Raw genomic sequence first — 15856 nt, 5'->3', positions numbered from 1 at the left:
TCTTAAATGCTTTGTTCGGTAAGTATTGGGGTGCATATCGAGCGCAATTTATCAATTTTAGAGTTGAGTTCAGCAGTTAAGTCGACTGGTCGATCTAGCTTACTTTTATCTGCATCAACGTACATTTCTCGAACCGAATCGCTGATTGCAGGGTGACGGATTGCGACGTCATAAAAGCGAACATCATACAAAGGCTGACTCTCACTTAAATCATGAACTAAGCCATCTAAACATTGCTTAATTAAGTCGAGAAGCTCTAACGTAAACTCAGTGCAGATAGTAGCAATATCTTCAGAAGGTGCCGTAATGAGCTCCACCTCTTTAAAGGCTATCCGATGAAAGTCGCAGGCTACGTAATATTTTCCTTTTACCCACATATTGATAACTTGTTGACCATCATGAGTTATAGCATTGCGACAACCTTTGATAAATTTTGCATGCCTAACCGTCTCAAGCATTGCCCAAGATATTTGATCTCCAGATATTACAGGTAATACATCCTTAATGGTTTGTAATTGCCCACTGAATGCAGAAAATGCAAAGTTAAGTTCTTGACCTTTGATCTCTGAATTTCCATTTTGATAATGTTCAATGGATCTATCACATAAATTTAGAATTTCATTAAGTCGATACTCTAACTCAGAGAGAGTATTTCCAAGATAGTGTAAAAACTGATTTTGTCTTTGATTCAAACTCACAACTCCTGATTTAGTTACCTAACGTCTTAGTATTTATGCGCTGCGCTGTTTGCAGGGCATAAATCGCTTGTTGGACTTAGCCGCTGCCACATTCATGTCAATTGGTATAAATGATGCTATAGGAATTTACTTTTTTGCGGTAGCTATTTTTTATACAGCTTTGATGCTAATCACTTGATATCGTTTTAGCTTTATCATTTTTTCGCGCTTATTTTTTGCTGATGAATCGCTATCTAACGACTCAAAACTCCAAGGAATACACCTCCCCTCGGAGTTGCCGCAGGGCGAATAGACAAATTGCGTGAGTTCGGTCATGGATGACCGACTAGCTTTCGCAGGTGCAGGGACGCATCCTTCGGAAGCGATAGCAAATTTGTCAATGAGCACAAGGGGCTTTCAACTCCGTAGGGGACGTCTTGGAGCATCCAAGGAGGATAGGACGAGCAGTCCTCCTTGGTCGGGTGTGGGGTGAAGCCCCACGACTTTGATTTTGATCAAAGCATTCAAACTAAACTTGGAAAGCTCTAAGGTCTTGCTTTGGTGCTGACGATGACGATTAACAGCTATTGGCTTAATGTAATATCCCAACCAACTGTCTACTTATTTTATCGCCAGCACTGCTTTTAGCGCTGTAGTTTCCTGTGGTGTTAGTGGCCGCATTTGCCCTTCTTGTAACTCACCAGATGCTAATTTGCGTAAATTCAGCGCCATTATGGCGATGCGCTCAAGATCGATAACGCGATATCCGAGTGCCTTGGACATCCTACGAATTTGTCGATTTAATCCCTGAGTCAGCACGATTTCAAAACTGTCCGAACTGAGGCGGCGGACTTGGCAGGGCAGGGTTTGCACATCTTTATAACGCACTCCACTTGCCATTTGCTCAACAAAATCATCTGCGAATGGCCTATCGAGGCGCACATGGTAGGTTTTGCTGTGGGCAAAACTGGGGTGCATCAGTTTATGGGTCAGCTCACCATCGTTAGTTAACAGCAGTAGGCCGCGGGAGTCCTTATCGAGTCTGCCGACGGGGTAGAGTCTTGGTGCTTTGGGAAGTAGGTGTATAAGGCTCGCTTCATCCTGCTCAAGCAGACGGCAATCCGTGCCCACAGCTTTGTTAAATACCCAATAGGCGAGCGTTTCGGCTTTAGTGATAGGTTTGCCATCAAACTCAATACAGTCGAGGCAGTTTAATGACTCGTCCAAACAGATGGGATCTGTGTGGCGGGCGATACCGCCATTGAGTGTGATGCGCCCAGCCTCAATCAAACGGCAGGCTTCACGGCGTGAGCCTATGCCACACTGGGCGAGGTATTTTGCTAAGCGCATGGATTACCCTAAAGTATTTGGCGTTCTTGGGCGCGATGATACAGTATTTTTGATAGGCGCCGCATTGCAAAGGCTAGGCTTAAACACCAAATAATACTCAAGTTAGTTTGGAGCCACATATTGGCTGAAACAGTACAAAAGTGTGTTTGGGGCACACAGGGAGGGAAATCCAATATTGTCCAATCTAATTGCAGGGCTAAACTCACGGCACTACAAAAGCTGATCAGGCTCAAATAGAACAGTGGCTTTGGGCAAATAAACCGAGGCACTATCCCCGCTATAATCACAAGGCTGTGTAAGATGAGGGTGCTTAATAGATAACTCGTTGAAACTATTCTGTGTATGCTCAAAAAATTAATGGGGAATATTCCCATCAAAATCACAGAGACTCCTACCCAAGCACCTGTAAGTGCTATGCATTGGCTGAACGTATCCAGTTTTAGTAAGTAGAGCCCGGTCATTGAAATGAGTATGCAGAGCCCCGCAGCCAATAAGCTTAAATTAAACACATAAGCGAGGGGTGAGTTGATATAGTTACCTAAAAAATCAGCTCGTATTTGTAAGACTTGAACTCCAACGTTTTGATATTCAGCATAAATAGCAATTAAAACTCCAGAAGCACTAATAAAGGCTGCGCCTACAATCAACCATGTAATAAGACGATGTAGATCGTAATAACTTGGTTCTTGGTGATAAAGAGGATTCATGGAGACTAAAAATATGCTGATGGGATATGACCACATTGAATGCGGTAACTTGCCTGAATTGTTTAATGAAGGCAAGCGAGTTAATGCTTTTTCGCCAAAAGAGGGCTTTAAAATGACAAGGAACGCCTAGTGCGTCCCTTGTCATAAACGTTAGATTCTACTCATGCGACTCAAATATCATTTAGTGTCGTTTGCGGAAAATTACAATCGCAACAGCCACTACGGCTAAAATCATACAGTACCAAGCGTGTGATACCGCTGCTAATGGCGTGATGCTAAAGGTCGAAGCAATTAAGAGTGCCTGTGCACCATACGGGATCAAACCTTGGATAATACAGGCGAAAATATCGAGTATGCTGGCGGCACGTTTTGGACTCACGCCATGCTTCTCTGCTAAGTCTTTTGCAATATCACCCGTCACCACGATAGAAACTGTGTTGTTAGCCACACAAGAGTTAGTCACTGCGACTATACCTGCCATGCCTAGCTCTGCTGCGCGGCATGAAGCTTCACCTTGCGCCTTGGAGAAACGAGTGATCAGCTTTTCAATCTGTTTACTCACAAAGGCGAGACCACCTTGCTGCTGCATGAGTGCGGCTAAACCACCCACTAGCATAGATAGAATGAAAATCTCCTGCATATTGCTAAAGCCTGCATAAATATCTTTACCGAATTGGATCACACCGTAATCCATAGTAAATAGGCCGGTTGCGCCTGCTAATAAGATACCTAAGGTTAAGACGACAAATACGTTCAGACCCGCCACAGCTAAGATCAAAATGGTCAGATAAGGAATGACCTTAATAAGATCGATATTCTGCGTTGCTAATTCTGCTTGGCCTTGTCCGGCAAATACAAAGGCGATTAAAGTTAGCAGTGATGCGGGGATAGCGAAAATCAAATTTTCACGAAATTTATCTTTCATATCACAGCCTTGGGTGCGCGTAGCTGCAATTGTGGTATCGGAAATAATCGACAAGTTGTCACCAAATAGGGCGCCAGACATCACGGCTCCCGCCATCAGTGCATAGTCGATTTGCGCTTGGTCGGCTACGCCTAGGGCGATGGGAGCGACAGCAGCGATTGTCCCCATAGAGGTTCCCATGGCCGTTGCGATAAAAGCGGCGATCACGAAGAAACCAGGTAGTAACAGGTTCGATGGGATTAACGATAAACCAAGAGCAACAGTAGCATCGACGCCGCCAGTGGCTTTAGCGACTGCAGCGAAGGCGCCTGCAAGTAAGTAAATTAAACACATAGCAATAATATTGCTGTGACCAATACCGCCAATAAAGGTATCAATCGATTGGTTTAATTTCTGTTTTGATAAAATCAACGCCAGAATGATTGCAGGTAAAATAGCGATAACGCTGGGTAATTGATAGAAGGCAAAGTCGACACCTTGGCTTTGGAAATACACACCCGCGCCAATGAAAAGACCAAGGAAAACAAATAATGGCAACAGGGCAATAAAAGATGCCGGGCTGTGCTGTGCTGCTGTTGGATTGCTCAAATGTTATCTCTCTTTCGCTTAGGGTTTTTCCGCAGGATCCTTGGCAGTCAAACTCGCTTAAATTCAGTGTTGCCTCGGCATCGTATCCTAGCAACTTGAGGCAAAGCATATTTGATCCCTGATAACCTGTCAATTTAGACGTCTAGATGTTTTTACTTCCGTTGTGATCGCTAGGTTATTAATAGGTTGTATAAGATGAAAATTAGTCTTTATTTTAATTACTAATCAATACTTTACCTGTTTTCATTTAGATTGAGTTAGAGGGTTTATATCTGATTTAGCGTGTATTTCAACTGAATGGAATAGCGTAAAATTTAAGCGGATGACTGGTGTGATGGAGTAAGCCGGCTATTTATTGCTCCATTTAGTTTGAGTTGTTGGTGGGTAAGACAGCATAAATAGCGTAAATGATGAGTGGCATTAATCAATAGGGCTCATTTGGGGACGTATTGACTTAGTTCGCTTGTGCAGCGTTGTGATAGCAATGACAAGTCAAATAACTTTAATAAAACCTTAATAAGCAATCTATTGTTTTTAAATGTAAAACAGTTTCAAGCATCTAAAATCCCCATAAAAACTAATGGCAACAATTTGTATTGAAGTAGAGACTTTAATAGAATCCGCACAAATTATGTTAATTACTCTTAGTGCTTTGTTTAAATTTAACTGGATGAAGCGTTTATTGCTGATCCCTCAAATCTTCCTACCACAGTGGGTATTATCATGATACGTCGCGCTAAGCCATTACTCGGAACGCTGGTGGAAATCGCTGCCGAGTCACTGCCAAATCAAAGCGGTGAGGTACAACTTAAAGATAAAGCATTGGAAGCGGCTATTAGCGCGGCTTTTTCGCGTGTGACCCATATTGGGCGGTTGCTGAGCTTCCATCAACAGGACAGCGAGTTAAATCAGTTAAATCGGCAGCCGGGAATTTGGGTAACGTTAAGCCAAGATAGTTTACGAGTGCTCAAGTTGGCTAAGGGACTGGGTAAGGCGAGCAACAACTTATTCAATTGTACCGTTGGCGGCGAAATGATGTCTCGCGGCGCTTTGCCTGCTTACCTTGGTATGCCATTGTTATTGCAAGGTGACTGGCAAGATATTGAAATAAAAGGTAATCAAGCGCGATTAGCTAGACCGCTAATTTTGACCTTAGATGGCATAGCTAAAGGTTATGCGGTCGATATGGCAGTGAGTGAGCTGCGTCGCGCTGGCGTGAGCGGAGGTTGGGTCAATGCGGGTGGCGATTTAAAAGTTTTTGGCAGTGCATCTTTAAATGTAGTGTGCCGCGGTCCATTAGGAGCGAGCCAAAAGCTCTGCGTTAGCAATATGGCGCTCGCCAGCTCAAGGGTCTCACAAACCTTAAGTCATGATTACCCTGCACTATTACTGCCAACTGGCAATGTTGCCGATACGAACGTCGATGCTGAAAGCGAGCGTATTGTTAGTGTGAGCGCCTCTTTTGCTTGGCGCGCCGATGCCTTAACGAAAGTCGCAGGCTATCTTAATCCCGACTTGGCCGCTGAAAAAATTGCTCACTTGGGTGGTCAATTAATCAGTTTTGATTGATGTATCTTTTGGTTGTTTTACAGCTTTTGCAGATGATTGAATTAGAAATTCAATCATTACTGTGAGTTAACATTAAGCAGTTAGTACTGTTATTCGCACTTTAACGGGTGAATCGATACAACTTGGGTTTTGTTACCGTTATTTGCAACTTGCATACGGTTGTGGGCTTTTATTGTCTTCAAGCTTTTCTTGGTATTATTTCCATTAAAAAGAGTGCCTACATTGGGCACTCTTTTCGTTTCAATAGCTTATCGCTAACCATGTGTCGTTAGTCATTTATCTTAAGCGACTTTAAATCGCGCAACTTCTTTTTGTAGGTTGCTGCAAATGGCTTTAGTGTTGACGACTATTTGCTGCGTTTCTTGGATCACTAAGTTGCAGTATCTTGTTTTATCGGATAATTCGGTCAAGTTACGATTAATTTCTTCGGTCACATGGGTTTGCTCTTCGGTCGCAGTCGCCGTTTGAGTGGACATCTCACTGACCTTAGAAGTGGAGTTTAGAATTTCATCTAATGCATCTTGGGTTTGGCTGGCGAGGGTGACGGTTGATGTGGTCAGGCTAGCTCCCGATTCAATGCTTTTAACCGCATCATTTACACCGCGTTGCAGCTCTTCAATCATGCGCTGAATATCTTGGGTTGAGGTTTCGGTACGACTCGCCAGTGTACGTACTTCATCGGCAACGACGGCAAAGCCACGGCCCTGTTCGCCAGCACGCGCCGCTTCAATGGCCGCGTTAAGGGCAAGGAGGTTAGTTTGCTCAGCGATTGAGCGAATCACATCAAGCACTGAGGCAATATTGGCAGAATTGACTGAAAGTTTTTCAATAACAGTCACAGCATTTTTAACTGATTCAGACAGTTGCTGAATATGATTAACGGACTGGGCGAGGATATTCTTACCCTCTACTGTTTGGTCATTAACCTTAGTGATTTCGGTGGCTGTATGAAGAGCGTTACTGGCGACTTCTCTTACGGCTGCACTCATTTCATTTACTGCTGTGACAATGGTATCGACAAACTGCTCTTGTTCATGGCTGATGTTGATTGTGGTGGCTGACTTAGTTGCAAGGCTTTCAACGGTTTGGCTCACATCTTTAGTTTGACCAATAATCGAGATGACCATTTGCTGTAGCTGCTCTACAAATAAGTTAAATGCATGGGCGAGTTCGCCGATTTCATCCTGACGCGTGATAGGGATCCTTTGGGTTAAGTTACCGTCACCATCGACAATGTCATTGATCCTGCTAGTGATATCTTCAATTGCATTGACTATGATTTTAGGGCCGAAGTAGGCAATCAACAGCGCCACAATGGCGACTAAGCTCGCTATCGTTAAGGATATTTGGGTTTGGGTGGTTGCCTGTTCCGTTGCTTGTAAATCTAGCTCTTTTACTCTGTTATCGGCGGCTTCGCCCGCAGCATTGTAGATATCTCTTAATGCCTTAAATTCTTGCTTGGATTTGGTTTCGTGGAGTTGTTTCGCGCGTTCAAAATCATTACTTTTAACGGCATTAATGACCTCTGATGAGGCTTGATACCAGAGAGAAAACTGAGCCTCAAAGCCATTGGTTGATTGCAGTACTTGCAGGTGAGCTGTAAGGATTTTTTTAAATTCTCCCATTCTGTCACGGGCTTGATCGACATTCTCTTGCCAGTTATCAATCTCACTCTTGCGATTATCGGCAGATAATTCTTCCCTCAATAACACTTCTTCACTTAGCTGCGCTTGATAAAGGTCGCGATCTGCATTGAGAATTGCCGAAATTGCGGGATTAAATAACTGACTAAATTCCTGCATCTGTTTCACAGTAGCACGGCTTTGCATAGCATCGGTGACTGCCATGACAATGAGCGCTGTCGCCATAATGGCAAACATCAGTGAAAACTTAACGCGAATACTGTTAAACATAGGACGATCTCCATTAATAACTTAATAAATAGCTTAGCCGTTATTTATAGAATTGCCTTTGCGTGCAGCAGATTGCGATGGGATTTTGTACACATTGAAATAAGCGAAACCGCCTTGGTCACTGTTACCAAGGCGTTGACGCATTACTTTGTATTATTCAGGACAAGCTAGGGTAGGGATGACTTTAGGCTTAGGTTTTATCTGCACTAGCATGACGCCAATAATGACCATAGAACCGCCAATATAATGATAAATGGCTAAGGTTTCATCTAGGATGATGGCCGCCAGTATCGCCGCAATAATAGGCATTAAATTAAAGAATACGCTGGTGCGATCGGCGCCGAGTTTGCTTATGCCATTGATCCAAGCCCACGGCGCTAAAAGTGAGGCAGCGATAGCAGCGTAAAGTATCAGTGGTGCTGATTGGGCACTGATCGCCATGCTGGGACTCGTAAACAGCAGTGGCGTTAGCATGAATACGGCTATGAGTCCTTGAATATAAACCGATTCCCAAGTCGGTAGTGGCAGTTGCCAGCGTTTCAGTAATACGCCATAGAGCGCATACACAAAGGCGCTAAAGAGCAACAGTAAATCACCTTGGGTCACGCCGATGGCAAGGTTCATCATATCGCCGTGACTGAGCATAAAAATCAACCCAAATAGCGAGATTAAGGTGCCACCAAAGGCTAACGGTGATAATTTTTGCTTGAGTAATGGCACGGCTAAAAACAGACTGATCATAGGCACGAGAGAGGTGATTAATGCCATATTTGTTGCCGTGGTGGTTGCCGCCGCAAAATAGGCCAGACTTTGGTTTAGCACCATACCTAACAAAGCCAAAGTAGCGAACTTAGGTAACAAAGGTAGTATCACTTGGCGTTTTTGCCAGACGCGACTTGCGACAAAGGGGGTTAACAATAACATAGCGAAAAACCAACGGTAAAACGCTATGGCTTCAGGATCGATAATCCCAAATGAGAGCTTGTTGACTATCGAATTGCCTGCCCAAATTAATACGGCCAACAGGGGAAACAAATACAGCATGGTCTTGCCTTTAGGTACTGGCTAAAGTGACTGGCCATAGCTTATGGCTTATCACTTAAGCATCCAGATAATAGATTAGTGGCTATTATCCATGGTCGGTTATGATATAAATATCGCTTATCAGACAAGGTCAGTTCCTCTACGGACAAGCGTAATCTGGGTTAGCGATTTCGTTTGAGTTTTTGGACCACCATAGCTTTGAGGGCATCAAAATGCGCACGGTTTACCATCCGCTCACGGCAGAGCAAGAGCCTGCTGCAGATATCTTCTTCAACTATGAAGCTTTCCTGCCAAATACGGTAACGCCAAAACATCAACATATTTGGGGGCAACTGCAGTTAATCAGCGGTGGAATTATGGAGTTACATGCTGCAGGGCAACGGTTTTTATCGCCGTCACAATATGCGATTTGGGTTCCTGCGGGTATAGAACATGAAAGTTATACTCGGCGCAGTATTCATTATTGCTCGATGAATATAGTTGCTGAGCGGGCTGCGGCTTTTCCCATAGAGACCTGTCTTTTAGCCGTGACACCCATTGCCCAATCTATCGTTAACGATCTGCGGGAACGGCAAGTCACTGTGGCAGAAACTGCGGCGGATAAGCGACTGGTTGAGGTTTTACTCGATCAGCTGACCTTGGGTAAAGCTCTACCGCAATTTCTGCCCACCGTTTCAGATAAACTGTTACAGCCGTTGTTGCTGGCACTTGAAGCCGACCCTGCGAGTTCGAAAACCTTTAAATCTTGGGCCAGTGAATTACATACCACAGAGCGTACCTTAGCTCGTCGCTGCCAAGAGGTTCTGGGGATGAGTTTTACTGAGCTAAGACAAAGGCATAAGTTTATCTATTCATTACATCTATTACGTCAGGGACTTGCGATCAAAGAAGTGGCATTGACGCTCGGCTATAACCAAACTTCGCCTTATATCGTGATGTTTAAAAAATATGCTCAGTGCTCACCTGAGCAGTATCGCCGCCGATTGTGATTGAGTGGCTGATGGAGCAAGGCTTAATAAAGGCGAGATGATGAGATCTTATGCGAAAGTCGCGCTAGATGATGCACTAAAAATATTGGGGTAAACTGTGAAATAAGATAGGGTGCTAAAGTATTAACACCCTATTTTCGGCCTATTTAAAGAGAGGATTTAAGGTTTTTTACAGAGTTAGATAAGTTAGTCGGAAGCCTTTTGGCGGTTCCGTTTATCTTGACGCTTCTCTTTTAAGGTTTTCATTGGCGGTTTTTTGTTTTTTTCTTTACTCATAGATATAAACTCCAAAGTGAAGGTTACTATCCGAACCCGCGCCGCAAATCGGTTTCGATAGTTGGGCTCAATTTTTTATTTCAGGCTTTAATTGAGACGGTTTATTTATAAAGAGTATAAAAATAAATTTAACGATTGAGGCGCCGTGCTAAACCTCTTAACCCCTTTGCTGTTTACTCTAAAGCACTGCCATGACTTATACGTAAATAGTTGCAAAGAGTCGTTAATTGCAGTGTTAAACTTATTTAAAGTGTCTCTTTAATAAATATCGCGGCCAGTTAATGACTTCAAAATAACATTCCCTCTTATTATATCATGTTGAAAATGCCGCTATAAGCCGCCGCTAATAGCGAGTTCAAAGCATGTTGCCACTGAATTGAACATGCTCTATTTTAAAATGCTTACAACCTTATAATCATATCTTTAAAATTTTCTGAAATGTTATCAAGTAGCAATACTCAATAGCCATTTACAAAAAGTATGCCCAAATGATTTTTTCCTATACAGACTTTTTAGGTTGTTTTTTCGTTAAACTGACATCTTTAATCATAAACAGAACTGGTTTGCCTAAAATGCTCACCTCTGCCAGTTCGCCCTTTGATAACCCAAGTAAGCTGACGCCTAAATCTGATATGACAGAGAAACGTCCTGCACTGGGTTTATGCCTTGGTGGATACACGAGTTCAATTTGGTACTCTTGCTGATCCTGCAGATTAACTAAGTGAATTTCCCGTCCCACAGTCACTTTATCACTCGTCGTATCATGCTTTAGCTGCTCAAGCTTACTAATCACGCCTGCCAAAGCCGTTGGGCGTAGAGAGGCATTAAAACTGTTTTGTAAATAATAGGTTTCAGTTTTTAGAATAAAATTCTGGAAAAGACCACTAAAAAAAGAATATGCCATTGCCGCCTCTGAAATAACAAAGTTAAAATATAAGCATAGAAATTAAAATGAGTATTACTCTGTGCTTATTTCACAAGAAGTTATAATTCTGCCGAGCGCGAGTGACGCTCGGCTTAGACTGGGAATTTGAGCGAGAGGCGGATTGAGCTTACGGAACTAGATGTGTTAGCTAACACATGGGAAAATAGTGATGAAAATGCAGTGCTAAACATAGTGTTACATCTCCAGTCAAAAGTTGATATTCGATTGATTATTTATTTTTTGTATATCGATTTAGTATATCGGCCTTGCTGTTAACTAAATCTTGCCATTAACTAAATAAGTAATTGCTTGGCTGATACCATAGGTCAAGTAAAAATATAAAGCAAGCCTAACTAAGCTAATCTTGCTGAATATACTGATAACAGCAAAGCTAGATTTAACATAGTTTTAACTTTGCTACATTGAGGCTAGTCTTCGTCAATTTAATGCTAGCACTCGTAAAGTAAACTGAGCACTTGTTAATTTGGCGGAACTGAAAGCCAAATTAATTCAACCATTGAATGTTCTAGTGCATTGTCGCTAGATGCTATGGGCACTAACTGAATTAAGCCTTAATATAAGCTTCTAAAGTCAATATTTACTTAGGTTGTTAAGCCCGCACCTTTTAAAAGTATTTTGATACACATAGAGACGAGGAACAGACAGCTTACGCTTGTACACCAAATCAGCACTAACCAGCCGAGTCGATAGGCGAGGGATTTCGTTTGGGTCGTCATGTTGATCTCCTGCATATGTAAAGTTATCTAAGGTGAATCAGCGACCTAAGCCAAGTTAGCTTAGGTCGCGTTTTGGGGAGCCTCTTTTACCTGAGTCATGGCTAGTGATAGCCTGCATCCTTGGTTACTTTGCCGCGGAACACGTAGTAGCTCCAAAAGGTATAAACCAAAATCAGCGGGATGATCATCAGGGCGCCGACGAGCATAAAGCTTAGGCTGCTGTCGGGGGCTGCTGCCTGCCAAAGGCTGATGTTGGGTGGAATAATGTGCGGCCAGATACTGATCCCTAAGCCACTAAATCCTAAGAAAATCAGCCCTAGAGTGAGTAGGAATGGCTGATAGTTATCATCACGATTTAGGGATTTTATCAAGGCCCAACCGCAGGCTAATACCAGTATTGGCACTGGGGCGAAGTAGAATAAATTCGGCAAGCTAAACCAGCGCTGGGCAATATTGGGTTGCACGAAGGGGGTCCATAAACTGACTAAACCTATGGTCATCAACAGGCATAAGGTCAGTGCTTTGCCGAGTTGTTGCATGGTCGTTTTAAGCTCGCCTTGGCATTTTTTCACCAGCCAAGTCGCGCCGAGCAGAGCATAGGCCAGCATAAGACCAAAACCGCAGAAAAGTGAGAAGGGCGTTAACCAATCGAAACTACTGCCGCTAAATTGTTGGTTACTCACCGAAATGCCAGAGATAAACGCCCCCAGCACTACGCCCTGTGAAAAGGTGGCCGTGATAGAACCGAACATAAACGCTTTATCCCAGAATGGTTTAGCTTCTGCGCCCGACTTAAATCTAAACTCAAATGCCACGCCGCGAAAAATCAATGCCAGCAGCATGATGAGCAGCGGTATGGTTAGCGCTTCGAGCACTATGGCATAGGCGAGGGGAAAGGCACCGAGCAGGCTGGCGCCGCCGAGCACTAACCAAGTTTCGTTTCCATCCCAAACGGGGGCGACGGTATTGACCATAATATCCCTGTCGTCCTCATCGTGAATAAAGGGAAACAGTATGCCGATGCCGAGATCGAAGCCATCCATCACGATATACATTAAGGTGGCAAAAATGATGATCCCGAACCAAATCAAGGGTAGATCGAATTCCATGGTGAGCCCTTAAATATGTTTAAGATTGAATAAGTAAAACTAGATTCATTTACTTTAAAATTAATGGCTTGTTGCCGCGATATCTGGCCCTTTGCGGATGAGTCGCATCATATAGCGATAACCAACGCCAAAGATGCCGCAGTAACTGACGATGAAAATCCCTAGGCTGATACTCAAGTGGGTAACGCTGTGGGAAGACACGGCATCCTGAGTGCGCATCAATCCTTGGATCACCCAAGGTTGACGGCCAAGCTCGGTGGTAAACCAACCTGCTAGTGTGGCGAGCAATCCGGCGGGGCCGAGCACCAATACAAATCGCAGAAAGTGTTTGTTGCTGTAGAGGCTGCCTTTGCGCCTGAGATAAGCGCTCCACAGTCCAGCAAAAATCATCAATAAGCCTAAGCCGACCATGAGCCTAAAACTCCAGAACACTAACAACACATTGGGTCTGTCCTCGGCGGGATACTCAGTCAAGGCTGGCACTTGTTTGCTTAAATCATGCTTTAAGATCAGGCTCGCCAGCCCTGGGATTTCGAGACTGAAGTGGTTTTTCTCTGCGTCCATATCGGGAATCGCAAATAAGATAAGCGGTGTGGGTTTGTCACCCTCATTACGCCAATGGCCTTCCATTGCCGCGACTTTTACAGGTTGATATTCAAGGGTATTTAAACCATGAAAATCACCAATCACAGCTTGCAGCGGCGCGACAATTAACGCCATCCACATCGCCATAGACAACATCTTGCGGATCGCGGGCGTGTCGTTACCTTTGAGTAAGTGCCAAGCCGCCGATGCGCCCACAAAGAAAGCCGATGAAATAAAGGCCGCCACTGTCATATGGGCTAAACGATAGGGAAATGAAGGGTTAAACACTATCTGAAACCAATCCACAGGAATGACGCGATTAATCACAATTTCAAAACCTTGGGGCGTCTGCATCCAGCTGTTTGAAGCTAAGATCCAGAAGGTTGAGATAATCGTGCCCGTGGCGACCATACAAGTGGCGAAGAAATGCAGGTTTTTGCCTACCTTCTGCTGACCAAATAGCATGACCCCCAGAAACCCCGCTTCGAGGAAGAAGGCGGTGAGGACTTCATAGGTGAGTAGCGGCCCAGTTACGCTGCCCGCGAAGGCGGAAAAAGCGCTCCAATGGGTACCAAATTGGTAGGCCATCACTATGCCTGAGACCACGCCCATGCCAAAGTTTATGGCAAAAATCTTCGACCAAAATTGATAGAGTTGTTGGTACACCTCATTCGCTGTTTTCAGCCATAAGCCTTCTAATACCGCCAGATAGGTGGCGAGGCCGATAGTGATGGCGGGGAAAATAATGTGAAAAGAGATGGTAAAAGCAAATTGGATCCTAGCGAGCACTGTGGCATCAAAATCAAACATAATTTCCTCGAGCGATAGGCATTTCTCGTTACAAAGGCATTGTTCTAGTCGCGTTCACTGAACCCTAAATTGGCTTGACGGTGAAAGCTTGTGTGCTATTAGACCATGGGATATGCTGGCTATAACAGACACAGAATATCTTGGATTGGCTATAACAGATGACGAAGTACGAGCAGTTAGCGCAGGAATTAAAGACACGAATAGCCCAAGGTGTCTGGCAGGCGGGGGACAAGTTGCCGTCGCTGCGCCAAACTGTGGCCGATTCGGGCTTGAGTCTGATGACAGTGCTCAATGCCTATCAGCTATTGGAAAGCCAAGGCGTGATCTCGGCGCAGGCAAAATCGGGCTATTTAGTGGTGCCAAAGCCGGAATTAATCGCGCGGCAGGGAGAAGCCTTTCGTTATCCCGAGCGACAAAAGCCGATTTATCTTTCCGATAGCGTGGATATTAATGAGTTTGTATTCAATGTTCTGCAGGCTTCAAAGCAGGCGGACATAGTGCCCTTTGGCTCTGGATTTCCCGATCCTAGTTTATTCCCGCAACAAGCACTGGCGCGATCTTTAGTTAAGGTGACTCGGCACATGTCACCTTCTTTTGCCGCCGATAATTTACCGCCAGGAAATGCGGGATTGCGTAAGGCGATCTCCCAACGTTATGCCAAATTGGGCATGAGCATTTCGCCCGACGAAATCATCATTACCTCGGGTGCCATGGAGGCGCTCAACTTGAGCTTAGCGACGCTGACTCAAGCGGGTGATTGGGTTGTCATTGAATCACCGACCTTTTATGGCGCGATGCAAGCCATTGAACGGCTTAAACTCAGGGCGATTGCGGTCGCGACCGATCCACAACAGGGGATTGATCTCGAGGCGCTGGCAGAAGTGTTAAATACCTATCCAGTGAAAGCCTGCTGGTTGATGAGCCAACATCAAAATCCCTTAGGTTGCAGCTTATCGGATGCTAAAAAACAGGCGCTTTATCAGCTACTAAACGAGCATAAAGTCAGTTTGATTGAGGATGATGTTTATCAAGAACTCTATGTCGACTCCAGCGCGCCAAGGCCAGTAAAAGCCTTCGATACCGAAGGACGGGTGTTGCACTGTGGCTCATTTTCTAAGTCTTTGATTGCTGGTTATCGTGTCGGCTGGGTGGCGGCGGGATGCCATGCACCGCAGTTACAACGTTTACAAGTCATGTCGACGTTATCGACCAGTGCGCCCATGCAGCTCGCCATCGCCGATTTTATTCAGTCGGCGCAATATGAACGCCATTTGAAACAGTTACGTAAAAAGTTAGCCAGCCGTAAATTGGCCATGTATCAATTATTGTGCGCGCATCTGCCTGAATCTGTGGGGGTCAACTTCGCGCAGGGCGGCTATTTTCTCTGGTTAGCGCTGCCATCACACATGGACGCTACACAAATTTATTATCAGGCGATTGAGCGTGAGATCAGTATTGCACCCGGAAATCTCTTTAGTAATCAGGTCGAATTCCGCCATTTTATGCGTTTGAATGCCTCATACGAGTGCTCGCCAGAGATAGTCTCTGCGGTCGTGGTGCTGGCCGAACTTATTCGTAACTATTCGCGCCGAAGTTAAAGGCTGTGGCTAAAAAGTTTTAGACTTCTAGATGTCTATCTGTTAGCTTGTTGA

The 15856-nt window shown here is 44.4% G+C and carries 13 protein-coding genes; 4 read left to right on the top strand and 9 right to left on the bottom strand.

The annotated features are described in order from the left end of the window. Positions 1-2: 2 nt before the first annotated feature. Positions 3-692: a hypothetical protein gene (locus tag ACHA99_RS02480; protein ID WP_393940845.1), complete on the bottom strand. Its 690-nt coding sequence runs from the start codon at positions 690-692 to the stop codon at positions 3-5. 606 nt (positions 693-1298) lie between these two features. Further along, the gene (locus ACHA99_RS02475; protein ID WP_393940843.1) at positions 1299-2027 is read right to left on the bottom strand and encodes a 23S rRNA pseudouridine(2604) synthase RluF; all 729 of its coding nucleotides are present in this window, start codon (positions 2025-2027) and stop codon (positions 1299-1301) included. 705 nt (positions 2028-2732) lie between these two features. Between ACHA99_RS02475 and ACHA99_RS02470 the strand changes: the two genes are divergently transcribed. Continuing rightward, positions 2733-2864 (top strand): hypothetical protein, encoded by a 132-nt coding sequence (locus ACHA99_RS02470; protein ID WP_263195863.1) that lies wholly within the window; start codon positions 2733-2735, stop codon positions 2862-2864. Between the two features lie 51 nt (positions 2865-2915). Here the strand turns inward: ACHA99_RS02470 and ACHA99_RS02465 are convergent, their stop codons facing one another. Continuing rightward, positions 2916-4247: a Na+/H+ antiporter NhaC family protein gene (locus ACHA99_RS02465; RefSeq protein WP_105250033.1), complete on the bottom strand. Its 1332-nt coding sequence runs from the start codon at positions 4245-4247 to the stop codon at positions 2916-2918. Positions 4248-4970: 723 nt separating this feature from the next. On the opposite strand from ACHA99_RS02465, the gene ACHA99_RS02460 reads away from it, so the two are divergent. Continuing rightward, entirely contained in the window at positions 4971-5816 is an 846-nt protein-coding gene (locus tag ACHA99_RS02460) for an FAD:protein FMN transferase (protein WP_393940840.1), read from the top strand. A gap of 281 nt (positions 5817-6097) precedes the next feature. On the opposite strand, the gene ACHA99_RS02455 is transcribed toward ACHA99_RS02460, so the two are convergent. After that, complete coding sequence (locus ACHA99_RS02455; protein WP_393940838.1) at positions 6098-7729, bottom strand: methyl-accepting chemotaxis protein; 1632 nt, start codon at positions 7727-7729, stop codon at positions 6098-6100. A 153-nt stretch (positions 7730-7882) separates the two neighbouring features. Continuing rightward, a complete protein-coding gene (locus ACHA99_RS02450) occupies positions 7883-8773 on the bottom strand; it encodes a DMT family transporter (protein ID WP_028761579.1) in 891 nt (296 codons plus the stop codon). 212 nt (positions 8774-8985) lie between these two features. On the opposite strand from ACHA99_RS02450, the gene ACHA99_RS02445 reads away from it, so the two are divergent. After that, positions 8986-9762: an AraC family transcriptional regulator gene (locus ACHA99_RS02445; RefSeq protein ID WP_393940836.1), complete on the top strand. Its 777-nt coding sequence runs from the start codon at positions 8986-8988 to the stop codon at positions 9760-9762. Between the two features lie 775 nt (positions 9763-10537). Here the strand turns inward: ACHA99_RS02445 and ACHA99_RS02440 are convergent. The 4 genes from ACHA99_RS02440 to ACHA99_RS02425 form a co-directional block, all read right to left on the bottom strand. Continuing rightward, positions 10538-10942 (bottom strand): GreA/GreB family elongation factor, encoded by a 405-nt coding sequence (locus ACHA99_RS02440; protein ID WP_028759523.1) that lies wholly within the window; start codon positions 10940-10942, stop codon positions 10538-10540. Positions 10943-11565: 623 nt separating this feature from the next. Beyond that, complete coding sequence (locus ACHA99_RS02435) at positions 11566-11700, bottom strand: DUF2474 domain-containing protein (protein ID WP_105250029.1); 135 nt, start codon at positions 11698-11700, stop codon at positions 11566-11568. A 101-nt stretch (positions 11701-11801) separates the two neighbouring features. Next, positions 11802-12809 carry a cytochrome d ubiquinol oxidase subunit II gene (cydB, locus tag ACHA99_RS02430; RefSeq protein WP_263148378.1) on the bottom strand — a complete coding sequence of 336 codons (1008 nt, stop codon included), beginning with the start codon at positions 12807-12809 and terminating at the stop codon, positions 11802-11804. Positions 12810-12869: 60 nt separating this feature from the next. Next, on the bottom strand, positions 12870-14204 hold the full coding sequence (locus tag ACHA99_RS02425; protein ID WP_393940833.1) for a cytochrome ubiquinol oxidase subunit I: 1335 nt from the start codon (positions 14202-14204) through the stop codon (positions 12870-12872). 158 nt (positions 14205-14362) lie between these two features. Here ACHA99_RS02425 and ACHA99_RS02420 point away from each other — a divergent pair, with 158 nt between their 5' ends. After that, on the top strand, positions 14363-15802 hold the full coding sequence (locus ACHA99_RS02420; protein ID WP_263208612.1) for a PLP-dependent aminotransferase family protein: 1440 nt from the start codon (positions 14363-14365) through the stop codon (positions 15800-15802). Positions 15803-15856: the final 54 nt, after the last annotated feature.

The sequence above is a fragment of the Shewanella sp. S23-S33 genome (assembly GCF_043359565.1).
GTDB lineage: Bacteria > Pseudomonadota > Gammaproteobacteria > Enterobacterales > Shewanellaceae > Shewanella > Shewanella oncorhynchi.
Note: the sequence above shows the minus strand (reverse complement) of the source record. Positions and strands in the feature narration are given on the sequence as shown.

Excerpts from the sequence above, each read along its gene's own strand:
- ACHA99_RS02475 (WP_393940843.1), bottom strand. The coding sequence starts at position 2,027 with ATGCGCTTAGCAAAATACCTCGCCCAGTGTGGCATAGGCTCACGCCGT.
- ACHA99_RS02470 (WP_263195863.1), top strand. The coding sequence starts at position 2,733 with ATGGAGACTAAAAATATGCTGATGGGATATGACCACATTGAATGCGGT.
- ACHA99_RS02460 (WP_393940840.1), top strand. The coding sequence starts at position 4,971 with ATGATACGTCGCGCTAAGCCATTACTCGGAACGCTGGTGGAAATCGCT.
- ACHA99_RS02455 (WP_393940838.1), bottom strand. The coding sequence starts at position 7,729 with ATGTTTAACAGTATTCGCGTTAAGTTTTCACTGATGTTTGCCATTATG.
- ACHA99_RS02450 (WP_028761579.1), bottom strand. The coding sequence starts at position 8,773 with ATGCTGTATTTGTTTCCCCTGTTGGCCGTATTAATTTGGGCAGGCAAT.
- ACHA99_RS02445 (WP_393940836.1), top strand. The coding sequence starts at position 8,986 with ATGCGCACGGTTTACCATCCGCTCACGGCAGAGCAAGAGCCTGCTGCA.
- ACHA99_RS02440 (WP_028759523.1), bottom strand. The coding sequence starts at position 10,942 with ATGGCATATTCTTTTTTTAGTGGTCTTTTCCAGAATTTTATTCTAAAA.
- ACHA99_RS02435 (WP_105250029.1), bottom strand. The coding sequence starts at position 11,700 with ATGACGACCCAAACGAAATCCCTCGCCTATCGACTCGGCTGGTTAGTG.
- cydB (WP_263148378.1), bottom strand. The coding sequence starts at position 12,809 with ATGGAATTCGATCTACCCTTGATTTGGTTCGGGATCATCATTTTTGCC.
- ACHA99_RS02425 (WP_393940833.1), bottom strand. The coding sequence starts at position 14,204 with ATGTTTGATTTTGATGCCACAGTGCTCGCTAGGATCCAATTTGCTTTT.
- ACHA99_RS02420 (WP_263208612.1), top strand. The coding sequence starts at position 14,363 with ATGACGAAGTACGAGCAGTTAGCGCAGGAATTAAAGACACGAATAGCC.